Here is a 15,405-nt window from a genome sequence, read left to right on the forward strand (position 1 = left end):
TGCTAGGACGCCTAGCAATCAGGCTTCTTGGAGGAATTTTGCTCGCGATTCAGCGGATCATCACCGGTCGACGCACGGCCTGGATCGTACTGATCGCGACGATTGTCGCCGTCGGTCTGCTCTTCTCCCTCCTCCCCTCCGACCATTCCGAGGAGTTCCCCACCTCCGGGCTGCCCACATCCAGCCAGGCCGCACAGGTCGGCGCTCTCCTCGCCGAGTTCCCCTCCGCCGAGCAGACCTCCGCGATCGTGGTCTGGACCCGGGAGGGTGCCGACCTGACCCGGGCCGACATCGCAGCCATCGCCGAACGCGGCACCGCCCTCGCCGAGCAGTCGATCGTGCCGCAGGCGACCATGCCGCGGTTCAGCGATGACGGGCAGGCCGCGATCAGCATCGTTCCGCTGGACGCGGACGAGGCCGATGCCGACATCGGCGGGGCGGCCACCGGCATCCGTGACGCCGCGTCCGACGCACTGCCGAGCGGTCTGAACGCCTTTGTCACCGGCGCCGTCGGCTTTCAGTCCGACATCACCAACGCCTTCGCCGGTGCCGACTTCCGGCTGCTGCTCGTCACCGTGATCGTCGTCGCCGTGCTTCTGATCGTCACCTACCGCAGTCCCGTGCTCTGGATCGTTCCGCTCGTCGTCGTCGGCATCGCGGACGGCCTGTCCGGGGTCGTCGTCGGCGCCCTGGCCGAGCCGTTCGGCATCACCCTCGACCCCTCCGTCGCCGGCATCCAGTCCGTGCTGGTCTTCGGCGCTGGCACCAATTACGCCCTGCTGCTCGTGGCCCGCTATCGCGAGGAGTTACTCCGCACCGAGAACCGCAACGGCGCCATGCTGGCCGCGGTGCGCGGTGCCGGCCCGGCCATCGCCGCCAGTGGCGGCACGGTCGCGCTCAGCCTGCTCACCCTGCTGTTCGCCGAGCTGTCCGGCAACCGCGCGCTCGGTTTCGCCTGCGCTATCGGTGTCGTCATCGCCATCATCTTCGCGCTGGTCGTGCTGCCGGCTGCCCTTGTGGTCTGCGGCCGCGGCCTGTTCTGGCCGTTCATCCCCCGCTTCGTGCCGGGCGCCGGTGCCGAGCTGCGTCCCGGCTTCTGGACCCGCCTCGGTCGGGGCGTGCAGCGCCGTCCGATCGTGGTCACCGCGGCATCCGTCGCCGCGATCGGCGCCCTCAGCCTGGGCCTGATCGGCGCCTCCGTGGGGCTGTCGCAGGCCGACCAACTCCTCGGCAAGCCCGAATCGGTGCAGGCGCAGGCCATCGTGAAGGAATCCTTCTCGGCCGGCTTGACCAGCCAGACCATCGTGCTGGTACCGGATGCCGCGGCCGCCGAGGCCACGACGCTTGCCACCGACACGCCCGGCGTCGAGTCCGTGCTGCCCGGCGAGAGCGCGAACGGCCTGACCCGGCTGAACCTCTCCCTGTCCAGCGAGCCGGGCAGCGACGAAACCTTCTCCGTCATCGACACACTGCGCGGCACCTATGCCGACACCTCGGGCGACGTGTCCGAGGCGCTGGTCGGCGGCAGTGACGCCACGGCGTTCGACAACAAGACGAGCGCCCAGGCCGACCAGGCCCTGATCATCCCGATGATCCTGGCGATCGTGTTCTCCATCCTCGCCCTGCTCCTGCGCTCCCTGGTGGCACCCGTTCTGCTGATCCTCAGCGTGCTGGCGACGTACTTCGCCAGCCTCGGTGCCTCCAACTGGATCTTCCAGAACCTGATGGGCTTCCCCGCCTTCAACACCAACGTGGTGCTGTTCGCGTTCCTCTTCCTGGTGGCCCTCGGGGTGGACTACAACATCTTCCTCACCACCCGAGCCCGGGAAGAGAGCATCCGGTTCGGCACGAAGGAGGGCATGGTGCGCGCCCTGTCGTCGACGGGCGCGGTCATCACGAGCGCCGGCATCCTGATCGCGGCGGTCTTCGCCGTGCTGGGCGTGCTGCCAGTCGTGGCTCTCACCCAGATCGGCGTCATCGTCTGCATCGGCGTGCTGCTCGACACGCTCGTGGTGCGCACCCTCGTGGTGCCGGCGCTGGTGTTCCTCACCGGCGACAGGTTCTGGTGGCCCTCCCGTCCGGCCGCAAAGGCCCCGCTGGTCTAGCGCACCGCGGGCGAGGATCCGTGTCGAACCCCGAACGAATTCGACGGAGATTTTGCTCTAGACCGCGTGTTCAGGCTCAAAAACCGGTGCTTGACCCAAAATCTCCGTCGAATTGGTTTGACCGCGCGCTCGGAATCGCTCAGCGGGCGCACGGGAGTCCGAGGCCGCCGGCCTCGGGCGGCGTGCGGTGCTGCCACTGCAGCCTCCGTTCGAGCTGCGCACCGAGCGCCAGTAGCGTGGCCTCCCCGCCCGGCCGGCCGATCAGCTGCACTCCCATCGGCAGTCCAGCCCCGGTTTCGGCAACGGGCAGCACGATCGCGGGCAGTCCGCTCACGTTGACCATGGACGTGAACGGGGTGTACTGCACCTGCTGGGCGAAGTTGCGCTCCCCGTCGACCGCGTCGTACCAGCCCAGCGGGCGCGGCGTGAGCGCGAGCGCCGGGGTCAGCACCGCGTCGAACCGGGACAACTGGCGGATGAGCGACCGCTCGTAAGCCGACAGGGCCGTGAGCGCCTGAGCCAGATCCCGAGCGGACAGCTCCCGGCCGCGGTTCATCAGCCAGCGGGTGAGCGGCTCGAGCAGCTTCTCCTGCTCCGGGGTGTCGGCGGGGATGCTCGCAGCGCCGGCCTGCCAGATCGCGCGGAACGCCGGCACATAGCTGTCGTCGGGCTCGAGCGCCGTCTCCTCCAGGCCATGGCCCATACCCGCGAACCCGTCGACGGCCACCATCAGGGCGGCCAGCGCCTCGGGAGCGATCTCGATCGGGTAGGCGTCATCCCAGGCGGAGGTTGTCATCACGCCGAGCTGGAACCGGCCCTCGCCGCGCACGGCGGCGGCCAGCAGAGGTGCATCGTCGCCGGGGGGCCGGAGCGAGTACAGGTGCTGCGGATGCCCGCCTCGCGGCGCGATCATGGCGTCCAGCAGCAGGGCGGCATCCGCCACCGTCCGTGCCAGCGGTCCGGCCACGCTGAGACCGCCGAGCGCGTTGATCCCGGAAGACGAGGGCACCCGGCCACGCGACGGTTTCAGGCCGACGAGACCGCAGGCTGCCGCGGGGATCCGCACCGAGCCGCCGCCGTCGGAGCCCGGAGCGAAGGGAAGCAGCCGGGCGGCGACGGCCACCGCCGCCCCGCCGCTGGAGCCGCCCGCGCCCCGGGAGCGGTCCCACGGGTTGCGCGCGGGCGGCCCGGCCAGCGTCTCGGTGTACGACGGCAGCCCGAACTCGGGCGTGCTGGTCTTGCCGAGGCTCACACCGCCGGCCGCGTCCAGGGCGAGCACGAGATCGTCGGACTCGGCCGGCACGTAATCCTGCATCAGACGCGATCCGAACCGGGCCGGCACGCCGGCGCGGCTCTGCAGGTCCTTGTCGGCGAAGGGCAGACCCCAGAGCGGCATGCTGCGCGGCATCAGCTGCTCGACGAAGCGGGCCCGCTTCCGCGCGGCATCCGCTGTCACGCTCACGAACGCGCCGAGGCCGGAGTCCTGAGCCTCGATCCGGCCCAGGTAGTGCTCGGTCAGCTCGGTGGGGCTGATCTCACCGCGCTGCAGCGCCTGCCATTGTTCGAGAGCGGTCAGTTCATGCGGAGCGGCCATCCCCCGAGCCTAGCCAGCCGGGATGCCGGGCATCGGCGCGACGGAGCGGCAAGACGCTCAGCGGCGCGACGCTCAAGAGTGGGACAGCCCGGTCAGCAACGCCTGGAACGCCCGCGGCGCGGCCCGGAGAACGGATGCCGCCGCCCACGACCCGGCCCACGGCAGCAGCTGCGCGACGTTGATGATCTCGTACTGCACGAGCGACCCGGCCTCCTCCTCGGGCAGCACCTGGTACTCGCCGCGGTACCACCAGCCGCGCCGCAGCACGAGTCGGCGTCGGTCCCGGTCGGTGTGCACGTTGCCCCCGCCGGCCGCCCCCGAGGCCATCGCCGTCACGAGCCGGTTGAACACGGCGTCGGGGCCGGCCTCGAGGTGTCCTGCGAACGAGCGCAACACAGTGTGACGCTCGGGCAGGGTGGGCAGGGCATCGGTCATCCCTCGATTTTAGGCGTCCGCCGGCCGCAACCTCTCCGCTGAGCCTATTTGAGGCTCTTCTGCAGGAGCACGGTGCCGAGCCAGCGGTCGAACTTGAAGCCGACCTTGCCCATCCGGCCGATCTCCGCGAATCCGAAGTCGAGGTGCAGCTTGATCGACGCGTCGGCGCCCTGGTCGGCGACGACCGAGATGATCTCCTTGAGCCCGGCCGCCTGGGAGCGCTCGATGAGTTCGCCGAGCAGCATCCGGCCCAGTCCCTTGCCGGTGGAGGCCGCTCCGAGGTAGATCGAGTTCTCGACCGTGAACCGGTAGGCGCGTTTCTGCTTCCACGGGCTGACCAGGGCGTAGCCGAGCAGCTGGCCGGCCGGGGAGACGGCCACGATGAACGGCATCCCGAGCTTGCCCAGATAGTAGAACTTGCTGCGCCACTCGGCGAGGGTCATCGGGTCGACGTCGAAGGTGACCGTGCTGTTGGCGACGTAGTAGTTGTAGACCTCCCGGATATACGGCAGATCGGTGATTTGGGCCTCACGCATGGTGAATCCGAACGGCGCCTCTTCCGCGGGCGTCGGTCGAAGGTGCCGGGGCAATTGCCGACGCGGCTGGTATTCCTCTTCAAGCACAGCTAACTCCTCCAGAGAGCTCCAGATTACCCGAGGGACCAGTCCACCGGGGCCGCCCCGGTGCGGCCGAGGTACTCGTTGGCCCGGCTGAACGGCTTTGAACCGAAAAATCCGCGCCTGGCCGACAGCGGGCTCGGGTGCGCGGACTCGATCACCGGCGTGTCCCCGAGGAGCGGCCGCAGCGTGCCGGCATCCTTCCCCCACAGGATCGCCACGAGCGGCCGGTCCCGGGCGACAAGGGCGCGGATGGCCTGCTCGGTCACGCTTTCCCAGCCGCGGCGCCGGTGCGACCCGGCCAGGCCGGCCTGCACGGTGAGTACGCGGTTGAGCAGCAGCACCCCCCGCCGCGACCACGGCGAGAGGTCTCCGGTGGCGGCGGTGACGCCCACGTCGTCGTGCAGCTCCCGGCAGATGTTCGCCAGGCTGCGCGGCAGCGGCCGCACGTGTGCCTCGGTCGCGAAGGCGAGCCCGATCGGATGTCCCCGGGTCGGGTACGGGTCCTGGCCGACGATGAGCACCCGCACGGCATCGAATGGCTCGGCGAAGGCGCGGAAGACGTTCTCCGGGGCCGGTAGCCAGATACGGCCGGCCAGAGTCTCGGCGCGCAGGAGCTCCGCCATCCGGTCGATCTCCGGCCCCACCGGCGCCAGCGCCTGGGCCCAGCCAAGATCGATGGCCCGGCTCTCGGTCAGCGCCGCGAGGGTGACGGGCATGATGCTCGGCTCAGGCCCCGAAGGTGCTCACGAGCACCCCGCCGTCGGCCTCGCTGACCCGCCAGACACTGCCGGCTCCGACGACGCTGAGCGCGCCCTCGCCGACGACCAGCGCGGTGTTCTCGTCGACGGCCAGGCCGCCGTCGATCAGGCCGGCCTCGGTGGCCGCGACCAACCGGGACAGCGTGCCCCACTGGGCGGCGTGCACCTCCACGGTGACGTCGAGCAACCCGATGCCGGGTTCAACGGTGATCTCGTCGAGCCCCTCGGCGGCGTGTTCGCCGCTGACCTCGACGCCGCCCATGCGCCAGCCGCCGATCAGGGCACGCTCGGCCGCGATCATCGCGCCGGCAGAGAATCCGAGATAGGGGATGCCGGCGGCCACCTGACGACGGATCTCACCGAATATCGGGGCCACGGCGACCAGGTAGGCGGGGGTGACTCCGCCGCCGACCAGGATTCCGTCGGCCTCGGACACAGCGGTCAGGGCGAAGACGTCGCCCGGGGCGACGACGGTGACCTTCGGCTCGAACTCGCCGGCCGCGGAAACGGCGGCGACCAGGTTCGCGGCGTGGTCGGCGGCGTCTTCGGCACGCACGACGAGGATCGCGATGCCAGGCTCCGCGCGGCCTGCCACGACTCCGCGCGCCGTGGCCTCGGCCAGGAAGGGTCCGAAGACGGCCGCGTCTGTCCGGGGGTTCCAACCGCCGCCGACCAGGTGCACGCTCACAGCAGGGCGCCCCGGGCCACGAGGGGCAGGCTGGCGGCGAGCAGGCTCGCGACAGGCAGGTCGTCATCGAGCTGTGCGCCGCCCGGCAGGCTCGCACCGGTGAGGCTCTCCGCTACGGGAGGCAGCGAGGACCAGGGGAACACAATCCAGCGGTCCGTTTCACACCAGGTGAAATCGGGCACCAGCACGGTGCGAGGCTTCGTGTACAGGGTGGCGGTGCGCACCTCGCAGGCGGTTTCCCGCAGCAGCGCGACGACCATCGCGAGGGTGTGCCCGGAGTCGGAGACGTCGTCGACGAGCAGCACCCGCAGGCCGGTCAGCGACGGCGCGTCGAGCATCGGTCCCGACAGGACCGGCACGGGGAGGCGCTCGTCGACGCCGGTGTAGAACTGCACGTTGATGCTGCCGCAGTTCTTGGTGCCCAGCGCATACGACATGGCGCCGGCGAGCAGCAGCCCGCCGCGGGCGATGGCGATCACGACATCCGGCTGGAAGCCGCTCGACAGCACCGCCTTCGACAGCTGGCGGGACGCGTCCGCGAACACGTCCCAGCCCAGCACTTCCCGCTCAATTCCGGTCACATCACGTGCAGCGTCGTCCGCGTCGAATCCCATTTCCCAATGGTAGGTCACGGCGCGGTCACGATGAGCTCAGGCCAGGTGCCGCTCCTCGTGGCCGTTATAGAGCGAGAGCGGCCGGATCAGGGCATTCGATGCGGTCTGCTCGATGATGTGCGCGGTCCACCCGGTCAGTCGCGCCGCGACGAAGATCGGCGTGAAAGTGAGGGTGTCGAATCCCATCAGGTTGTACGCCGGTCCCGACGGGTAGTCCAGGTTGGGCAGGATGCCGGTGCGCGTCGTCATCCCCGCCTCGAGGGATTCGTAGAGCTCCAGCAGGTCCGGCCGGTCATAATGCTCGACCAGGGTGACCAGCGCGGTGCGCATGGTCGGCACCCGCGAGTCCCCGTGCTTGTACACCCGGTGGCCGAAGCCCATCACCTTCCGCTTTGCGGCGAGGGTCTCATTCAGCCACGCCTCGGCGCGCTTCCCGGCGCCCAGGCCGAGCCCGATTTCGTCGAAAATGTGCATCACGGCCTCGTTCGCCCCGCCGTGCAGCGCGCCCTTGAGAGCCCCGATCGCTCCGGTGACCGCGGAGTGCAGGTCGGACAGGGTCGAGGTGATCACGCGGGCGGTGAACGTCGACGCGTTGAAGGAGTGCTCCGCATACATGATCATGGACACATCGAACGCGTTCACGACCACGAGTTCGGGCACCTCGCCGAACGTCATGAACAGGAAGTTGGCCGAGTAGCCGAGGTCGCTGCGCGGTTCGATCAGCTCGAGGCCGTGGCGGCGGCGCTGGTCGTAGGCCACGATCGCCGGCATCTGGGCCCAGAGCCGCAGGCCCTTGGCACGGTTGGCCGCCGGCGACGCGTCGGCCGCATCGGGGTCGTTCGCGCCGATCAGGCTGACCGCCGTGCGCACGACGTCCATCGGGTGCGCCGTCATCGGCAGCTCGTCGATGACGCGCTTCACGGCAGGAGTCAGGTGCCGGAGGGAGCGTTCCTGCTCCTCGAATTCGCCCAGCTCGACGTCGGTCGGCAACTCGCCGTGCCAGAGCAGGTAGGCCACCTCCTCGAAGCTCTTCTGTGCCGCGAGTTCCTGCACCGGGTAGCCCCGGTACAGCAGCGAGTTCGATTCGGGGTTGACCTTGGACACCTGCGTATGGTCGACCACGACGCCGGCGAGGCCCTTGTAAATGGTCGGTTCGTTCTGACTCATGTCGCTCCCTTGCGTTGTGACTGGATCTGCGTGCGGGGCCGGGCTGCTACGAGGCAACATCCGGGTTGAGGGTGAAGTTGAAGACGCCGGAATCGAAGTGGCTGTACGACTCGTAGTCGAGCAGCTCGTAGAGCCTCGCCCGGTGCTGCATCTCCGGCAGCAAGCCGGTCAGTGAGCCCTGCGCCTCGATGGTGTCGAGGCCGCGTTCGGCCGCCCCCATCGCGAGGCGCAGCAGGGACACCGGGAAGATGACGATGTTCATGCCGACATCCGCCAGCTGCTGGGTCGTGTAGAGCTCGCCCTTGCCGAACTCGGTCATGTTCGCCAGCACCGGCACGTCCACGGTGGCGCGGATGGCCGCGAACTCGGCCAGGGATGCCATCGCCTCCGGAAAGATCGCGTCGGCCCCGGCGTCGACGAGCTTCTTCGCCCGGTCGACCGCGGCAGCCAGGCCGTCGACGGCACGGATGTCCGTGCGCGCCATGATCAGGAAGTTCGGGTCGCGCCGGGCGTCGACGGCCGCCCGGATGCGCTTGGCCGCCGTGTCGTCGTCGACGACCTGCTTGCCGTCGAGGTGACCGCAGCGTTTCGGATTGACCTGGTCCTCGATGTGCATGCCGGCCAGGCCGGCATCCTCGAGCGTCTGGATCGTGCGTGCCACGTTCATCGGCTCGCCGAAGCCGGTGTCGGCGTCCACGATCGTGGGCAGGTCGCTCATCCGGGCGATCTGCTGGCTCCGTCCGGCCACCTCGGTGAGAGTGGTCAGGCCGATGTCGGGCAGACCCAGGTCGGCCGAGAGCACCGCGCCGGAGATGTACACCCCTTCGAAGCCCTTGGCCGCGATCAGTCGGGCCGAGAGCGGGTTGAACGCACCGGGGAAGCGCAGCAGCCGGCCGCTCGCCAGGTCCTCGCGGAACGCGGCCCGCTTGGCGGCCGGGCTGACTTTCGAGTACAACATCAGAAGATTCCGTTCGGGGTGGGAAGTGAGGCGAGCAACCCGTTACGGGCCACGATGGTGAGCTGGCCGAGCTCCCCGGCGCCAAGCCGCGGCAGGCGTTCGGCCGCGGCGAGGAAGCGCACGATCTCGCCCTCCTCGACCACGTCGGCCGCGAGGGTGCGGAACTTGTGCACGTATTCGGCCCGCCCGAACGGCTTCGCGCCGAGCGGATGGGCGTCGGCGACGGCGATCTCGTCAACGACCCGGCTGCCGTCGGTGAGCTCGATCTCGACTCGACCGCCGAAGGCCTTCTCGGCCGGGTCGAGCGAATGGTACCGGCGGGTCCACTCGCTGTCTTCCGTGGTGGTCACCTTGTTCCAGAGGGCGATCGTGTCGGCCCGGCCGGCGCGTTCGGGCCGGTAGGAATCCACGTGGTGCCAGCTGCCGTCTTGCAGGGCGACCGTGAAGATGTACGGGATGGAGTGGTCGAGGGTCTCCCGGCTGGCCGTGGGGTCGTACTTCTGCGGGTCGTTCGCGCCCGAGCCGATCACGTAGTGGGTGTGGTGGCTGGTGTGGATGACGACGGATACGACGTTGGCCGGATCGGACAGGGCCGGGTGCTCCCGGTGCAGCTTCCGGGCCAGGTCGATCCACGCCTGCGCCTGATACTCCGCCGAGTGTTCCTTCGTGTAGCTGTCCAGGATGGCGCGCTTGGCTTCACCATTCGACGGCAGCGACACCTCGTAGGCGGCATCCGGCCCGTCGAGCAGCCAGGCGATCACGCCGTCTTCACCCTCGTAGATCGGGGTGGGGCTGGTTTCGCCGCGCATCGCGCGGTCGACCGCCTCCACCGCCATCTTGCCGGCGAAGGCCGGGGCGTGTGCCTTCCAGCTGGAGATCTCGCCCTTCCTGGACTGCCGGGTGGCCGTCGTGGTGTGCAGCGCCTGCCCCACCGCCTGGAAGATGGTCTCGGGGTCGAGCCCGAGCAGGGTGCCGATGCCGGCGGCCGCCGACGGGCCGAGGTGGGCCACGTGGTCGATCTTGTGCGCGTGCAGGCTGATGCCCTTGACCAGGTCGATCTGGATCTCGTAGCCCGTGGCGATGCCGCGCACGAGGTCGCGACCGGTCAATCCGCGGGCGGTGGCGAGGTGCTGGGCGACCGCGACGACCGGCGGGATGTTGTCGCCGGGGTGTGAGTACTCGGCGGCGAGGAACGTGTCGTGGTAGTCGAGCTCACGCACAGCGACCCCGTTGGCCCAGGCCGCCCACTCAGGTGACACCCGGCGGGAGCGCTGCTCACCGAACACGGTCGCCCCGACGCCGTTGAACGAACGCGGGTGCGCCAGCGCCTGCGAGCGGGCCGACACCACCGGGCGCCGGGTCAGCGACGCCGCGGCGACGGCGGCGTTGTCGATCACCCGGTTGACGATCATCTCGGTCACCTCGTCGCTCACTCCGACCGGGTCGGAAGCGACCTCGGCGATCTTCCAGGCCAGCTGGTCGGTTCGGGCAAGGTTCTCGTCGCTGCGGTGAACACGAACGTGGTGGAGCTGCACGGTGGATCCCTTCGATTGGTTCGATTGGTTCGATTGGTTCGAATAGTGCGGTCAGCGCGGTGGAGGCGATGGGTCGGCCGGAACGGCCGACGATCCCCGGAGGGTCGCGAGAACGCTGGTGAGGCTCTGGTGGAGGTGCACGTGCGTGGCGTGGGCGGCCAGCGACGAATCGCCCGCCAGAACGGCGTCCACGATGAGCAGGTGCTCGGCGGCGGCGCTTCGGAGCCGGTCCGGGTTGTCCCGGGCCAGGCGACGGATGCGGGCGAGGTGCGTGCGCACCCCGGCGAGCGCACCCACGAGGAAGGGGTTCGCCACGGCCACGTCGAGGGCCAGGTCGAACTCGTCGATCAGCTCGTAGTAGCGCCGTAGTCCCGCCTTGCCGTGCCGGAGCAGCTCCGGGGCCGCAAGGAACTGCGTGCGGAGATCCTCGAAGACCGCCGGGTCGCGGCGCTCGGCGGCGATCCGGGCGGCGTGTTCCTCCAACGCCCGTCGCACCTCGTAGAGTTCCCCGATTCTGTCCACGCTCATCTCGGTGACCATGAACCCACGGCCGGTGCGGCCGGCCACCAGACCGTCGGCGATCAGCCGGGCGATCGCCGCGCGCAGAGGGGTGCGCGACACCCCGATCCGGGCGGCTTGCTCCACCTCGAGCAGCCCCGTGCCGGGCGCCAGGAGGCCGTCGAGAATCTCGCCGCGCAGCTGCCGGTAGGCGCGTTCACTTGCGCGAACCGGAGCCGTGGTCCCCGTCGTTGGGGTTTCTGTATACACAAATCACATGTTATTCCCTTATTGCGGGTTATGTGCCAGACTTCACGAATTCTATGTATACATAGGAACTTCAACGGAGAGGTTCGAATGTCAGGGAAAGCTTCGGCGGGGTATCACGACCTGTGGCAGAGAAGCATCGATGACGGCACGCGTTCGGCGTTCTGGCTGCAGGCAGCCCGGGCAATCGACTGGACCGTTCCGCCGACGGTGGCGCTGGAGGAACGCTTCCCCGGCGCCTGGCGCTGGTTCCCGGACGGCGAACTCAACACCAGCTACAACGCGCTCGACCGCCACGTGCTTGCCGGCCGCGGCGAACAGACGGCCGTCATCTACGACTCGGCGATGTCCGGCACCCGGGTGCGCCTGAGCTACCGTGAACTTCTGGGACGCGTCGAGCGCTTCGCCGGGGTGCTCCGCGCCAGCGGCGTCGGCCAGGGCGACCGGGTGATCGTCTACCTGCCGATGATCCCGGAAGCCATCGTCGCCATGCTGGCGTGTGCCCGCATCGGCGCCATCCACTCCGTCGTCTTCGGCGGCTTCGCAGCCAGCGAGCTCGCCGTGCGGATCGACGATGCGCGACCGACCGTGATCGTGACCGCCTCCGGCGGCCTCGAACCGGGCCGGGCGGTCGAATACCTGCCTCTGGTCGAACGCGCCCTCGCTCGCAGCAAGGGCTCGGTGCACACCGTCATCGTGCGCGACCGGGAGATGGTCCCCGGCTGCGCCGCCGACTACGCCGGCACCAGCGACGTGGCCTGGCTGGACTGGGCCCACGAGGAGAACGAGGCCTCTCCGGCCGCGCCGATCAGCCTTCGCTCCGACGACCCGCTCTACATCCTGTACACCTCCGGAACGACCGGCAATCCGAAGGGGATCGTCCGCGACAACGGCGGCCACGCCGTGGCGCTGGCCTGGTCGATGGCCAACATCTACAACGTCAAGCCCGGCGACGTCTTCTGGGCGGCCTCTGACGTCGGCTGGGTGGTCGGCCACTCCTACATCGTCTATGCCCCGCTGCTGGTCGGCGCCACCACGGTCATCTACGAGGGCAAACCGGTCGGCACCCCGGATGCCGGGGCGTTCTGGCGCGTGGTGGAGGACTACCAGGTGTCAGTCCTGTTCACGGCGCCCACGGCCATCCGTGCCATCCGCCGCGTCGACCCTGACCTGGTCGAACTGGCGGGGCACGACATCCAGAGCCTGCACGGGCTGTTCCTGGCCGGCGAACGCCTCGACCCGGAGACATACCACTGGGCCAATGACGGGCTGCACTGCCCGGTGGTCGATCACTGGTGGCAGACCGAGACCGGCTGGGCGATCTGCGCGAACCCGCGGGGCATCGCCGACATCCCGACGAAACCGGGCTCGGCCACGTTCCCGGTGCCCGGCTACGACATCGCCATCCTCGATTCCCAGGGCAAGCCGGTCACGAAGGCCGGCAAGGACGGCAACATCGCCATCCGCCTCCCGCTGCCGCCCGGCGCCCTGCTCGGGATCTGGGGCAGCGAAGACCGCTTCGAAAGCTCCTACCTGTCGGCTTTCCCCGGCTTCTACGCCACCGGAGATTCCGGCCACTTCGACGAGGACGGCTACCTCTATGTGATGGGCCGCACCGACGACGTGATCAACGTTGCCGGGCACCGACTGTCCACCGGCTCGCTCGAGGAGGTGCTCACCCTGCACCCCGCGGTCGCCGAGTGCGCGGTGCTCGGCGTGCGCGACCCTCTCAAGGGGCAGCGCGCGGCCGGCTTCGTCACGCTCAAGTCCGGGGCCACGATCGACCACGACACTCTCGGCGCAGAGCTCATCGCGCTGGTGCGGGAGCATGTCGGGCCGGTGGCCGCGTTCCGAGACGTGACCATTCTGGACAGGCTGCCGAAGACCCGGTCGGGGAAGATCCTCCGCAAGACCATCCGGCAGATCGTCGATGGCGAGGCCTACACCGTACCGCCGACGATCGAGGATCCCACGGTTCTCGACGCCCTCAAGCAGGCCGTGCATGGAGTCGGCCCGAACGCCTGAAGCACCAGTCGACCCCCACAGATCACCCCAGCACCATCCCACACAGTCACATCCCTTCACCGGAGCAAAGGAGCCCGCATGGCGGAATCACTGAAAGACAAACTCCCGGACGGAGTAAAACCGTCCACCATCGACTACATCGCGTATGAGAAGACGCCGAAGTTCATCCAGCTGAAGAAGCAGCGCCGCGGGTTCGTGCTGCCGCTGGCCGCCTTCTTCTTCATCTGGTACTTCGCCTTCGTGCTCGTCGCGGCCTACCTGCCCGACGTGATGGCAATCCCGGTCTTCGGCAAGTTCAACCTCGGACTGGTGCTCGGCCTCGGCCAGTTCGTCACCACCTTCGCCATCACCATGTGGTACGTGTCGTACTCGAACCGCCGTCTCGACCCCCTCGGGGCCGAGCTGCGTGCCGAGCTTGAGGAGATGGACAAGAAATGATCGCAACCAGCATTCTGCAGTTCCTGCCGGGCCGCCTGGCCCAAGCCGTCGAACCCGCGGAAAACAACCCCGTGCTGAACATCTCGATCTTCCTCGCTTTCGTGGCGGTCACCCTGATCGTCGTCATTCGCGCCGGGCGCAACAACAAGACCGCGGCCGACTACTACACCGGCGGCCGGTCCTTCACCGGCCCGCAGAACGGGTTCGCCATCGCCGGCGACTACCTCTCCGCGGCGTCGTTCCTCGGCATCGTCGGGGCGATCGCGGTCAGCGGTTACGACGGCTTCCTGTACTCGATCGGCTTCCTCGTGGCCTGGCTCGTCGCCCTGCTGCTGGTGGCCGAGCTCATGCGCAACACCGGCAAGTACACCATGGCGGATGTGCTCTCCTTCCGCCTGCGTCAGGGTCCCGTGCGCGTGGCCGCGGCGACGACCACCCTTGCCGTCTGCTTCTTCTACCTCCTCGCCCAGATGGCCGGAGCCGGCGGCCTCGTGTCGCTGCTCCTCGGCATCAACGACAAGGTCGGACAGTCCGTCGTGGTCACCGTGGTCGGCGGCCTGATGATCATGTACGTGCTCATCGGTGGTATGAAGGGCACCACCTGGGTGCAGATCATCAAGGCGTTCCTGCTCATCATCGGCGCATTCGCGATGACCGTCTGGGTGCTGGCCATCAACGGCTTCAACTTCTCGGCGCTTCTCGACTCGGCCATCGCCGCCTCGACGAGTGTGCCGGCCGACGCCATCCTGGTGCCCGGCCTGAAATACGGCGAGAACCCGCTCGACTTCGTCTCGCTCGCCATCGCCCTGGTGCTCGGCACCGCGGGCCTGCCGCACGTGTTGATGCGCTTCTACACGGTGCCCAGCGCCAAGGAAGCCCGTCGCTCGGTCGTCTGGGCGATCTGGCTGATCGGTGCGTTCTATCTGTTCACGCTGGTGCTCGGCTTCGGTGCCGCCGCGCTCGTCGGAGCAGATGTCATCCTCGCCGCTCCCGGCGGAGTGAACTCGGCCGCGCCGCTGCTCTCCCTCGCGCTCGGCGGACCGCTGCTGCTCGGCTTCATCTCGGCCATTGCGTTCGCCACGATCCTGGCCGTGGTGGCCGGGATCACGATCACCGCCGCGACCTCCTTCGCTCACGACATCTACATGAGCGTGATCAAGAAGGGCAAGGGTGACCCCGACGCCGAGGTCAAGGTCGCACGTCGTACCGTCGTCATCATCGGCATCCTCTCGATCGCCGGCGGCATCGGCGTGCAGGGGCAGAACATCGCCTTCCTGGTGGCCCTGGCCTTCGCCGTCGCGGCGAGCGCCAACCTGCCGACCATCCTGTACTCGCTCTTCTGGCGCGGCTTCACCACCCGCGGCGCCGTGTGGAGCATGTACGGCGGCCTTGCGGTCACCGTCGGTCTGATCATCTTCTCGCCGGTCTTCTCCGGCACGGAGACGTCGATGTTCGGTGCAGACGTCGACTTCGCCTGGTTCCCTCTGAGCAACCCCGGCATCATCTCCATCCCAATCGGGTTCTTCCTGGGCTGGCTCGGCTCGGTCACCAGCACTCGCAAGGAAGACCCGCTGCTGGCCGCGGAAATGTCCGTGCGGTCCATGACCGGCTTCGGCGCCGAGAAGGCCTCCGAGCACTGATCGAAACCGTACGACCCGCATGACCACTACTCCCCTCGGCTGCACCCCAGCCGGGGGGAGTAG

At 68.8% G+C, this 15,405-nt stretch carries 14 protein-coding genes; 4 read left to right on the top strand and 10 right to left on the bottom strand.

What is annotated here, in order from left to right; genetic code table 11:
• Window positions 1-38 precede the first annotated feature (38 nt).
• Window positions 39-2,105 carry an MMPL family transporter gene (locus E3O47_RS05450; RefSeq protein WP_134419770.1) on the top strand — a complete coding sequence of 689 codons (2,067 nt, stop codon included), beginning with the start codon at window positions 39-41 and terminating at the stop codon, window positions 2,103-2,105.
• A 139-nt stretch (window positions 2,106-2,244) separates the two neighbouring features.
• Here E3O47_RS05450 and E3O47_RS05455 read toward each other — a convergent pair whose 3' ends face one another.
• The 10 genes from E3O47_RS05455 to E3O47_RS05500 form a co-directional block, all read right to left on the bottom strand.
• Window positions 2,245-3,699 (bottom strand): amidase, encoded by a 1,455-nt coding sequence (locus tag E3O47_RS05455; RefSeq protein ID WP_134419772.1) that lies wholly within the window; start codon window positions 3,697-3,699, stop codon window positions 2,245-2,247.
• Between the two features lie 72 nt (window positions 3,700-3,771).
• Window positions 3,772-4,134, bottom strand: coding sequence for a hypothetical protein (locus tag E3O47_RS05460; protein WP_134343258.1), 363 nt, complete (start codon window positions 4,132-4,134; stop codon window positions 3,772-3,774).
• Window positions 4,135-4,178: 44 nt separating this feature from the next.
• Entirely contained in the window at window positions 4,179-4,757 is a 579-nt protein-coding gene (locus E3O47_RS05465; protein ID WP_174720224.1) for a GNAT family N-acetyltransferase, read from the bottom strand.
• Window positions 4,758-4,783: 26 nt separating this feature from the next.
• Window positions 4,784-5,470, bottom strand: a complete 687-nt coding sequence (locus tag E3O47_RS05470; RefSeq protein ID WP_134343259.1) for a uracil-DNA glycosylase — start codon at window positions 5,468-5,470, stop codon at window positions 4,784-4,786.
• Between the two features lie 10 nt (window positions 5,471-5,480).
• Window positions 5,481-6,200, bottom strand: a complete 720-nt coding sequence (locus E3O47_RS05475; protein WP_134373598.1) for a Type 1 glutamine amidotransferase-like domain-containing protein — start codon at window positions 6,198-6,200, stop codon at window positions 5,481-5,483.
• Window positions 6,197-6,814: a phosphoribosyltransferase gene (locus tag E3O47_RS05480; RefSeq protein ID WP_104099892.1), complete on the bottom strand. Its 618-nt coding sequence runs from the start codon at window positions 6,812-6,814 to the stop codon at window positions 6,197-6,199. The genes E3O47_RS05475 and E3O47_RS05480 overlap by 4 nt, the downstream gene beginning before the upstream one ends.
• A gap of 36 nt (window positions 6,815-6,850) precedes the next feature.
• On the bottom strand, window positions 6,851-7,981 hold the full coding sequence (locus E3O47_RS05485) for a bifunctional 2-methylcitrate synthase/citrate synthase (RefSeq protein WP_104099879.1): 1,131 nt from the start codon (window positions 7,979-7,981) through the stop codon (window positions 6,851-6,853).
• Window positions 7,982-8,027: 46 nt separating this feature from the next.
• Window positions 8,028-8,939, bottom strand: coding sequence for a methylisocitrate lyase (prpB, locus tag E3O47_RS05490; protein ID WP_134415362.1), 912 nt, complete (start codon window positions 8,937-8,939; stop codon window positions 8,028-8,030).
• Window positions 8,939-10,474, bottom strand: a complete 1,536-nt coding sequence (locus tag E3O47_RS05495) for an MmgE/PrpD family protein (protein ID WP_134373600.1) — start codon at window positions 10,472-10,474, stop codon at window positions 8,939-8,941. Before E3O47_RS05495 ends, prpB begins: the two co-directional genes overlap by 1 nt.
• A gap of 51 nt (window positions 10,475-10,525) precedes the next feature.
• Window positions 10,526-11,242, bottom strand: a complete 717-nt coding sequence (locus E3O47_RS05500; RefSeq protein WP_134415360.1) for a GntR family transcriptional regulator — start codon at window positions 11,240-11,242, stop codon at window positions 10,526-10,528.
• A gap of 87 nt (window positions 11,243-11,329) precedes the next feature.
• Here E3O47_RS05500 and E3O47_RS05505 point away from each other — a divergent pair, with 87 nt between their 5' ends.
• The 3 genes from E3O47_RS05505 to E3O47_RS05515 all read left to right on the top strand — a co-directional run bounded on the left by E3O47_RS05505 (window position 11,330) and on the right by E3O47_RS05515 (window position 15,342).
• Window positions 11,330-13,264 (top strand): AMP-binding protein, encoded by a 1,935-nt coding sequence (locus E3O47_RS05505; RefSeq protein ID WP_134343264.1) that lies wholly within the window; start codon window positions 11,330-11,332, stop codon window positions 13,262-13,264.
• Between the two features lie 78 nt (window positions 13,265-13,342).
• Entirely contained in the window at window positions 13,343-13,702 is a 360-nt protein-coding gene (locus E3O47_RS05510; RefSeq protein WP_104099874.1) for a DUF485 domain-containing protein, read from the top strand.
• Window positions 13,699-15,342 carry a cation acetate symporter gene (locus tag E3O47_RS05515; protein ID WP_134419774.1) on the top strand — a complete coding sequence of 548 codons (1,644 nt, stop codon included), beginning with the start codon at window positions 13,699-13,701 and terminating at the stop codon, window positions 15,340-15,342. Before E3O47_RS05510 ends, E3O47_RS05515 begins: the two co-directional genes overlap by 4 nt.
• The last annotated feature ends 63 nt before the right edge of the window (window positions 15,343-15,405 follow it).

The organism is Cryobacterium sp. TMT2-17-1 (assembly GCF_004402765.1).
In the GTDB taxonomy this organism is placed as follows: Bacteria; Actinomycetota; Actinomycetes; order Actinomycetales; family Microbacteriaceae; genus Cryobacterium; species Cryobacterium sandaracinum.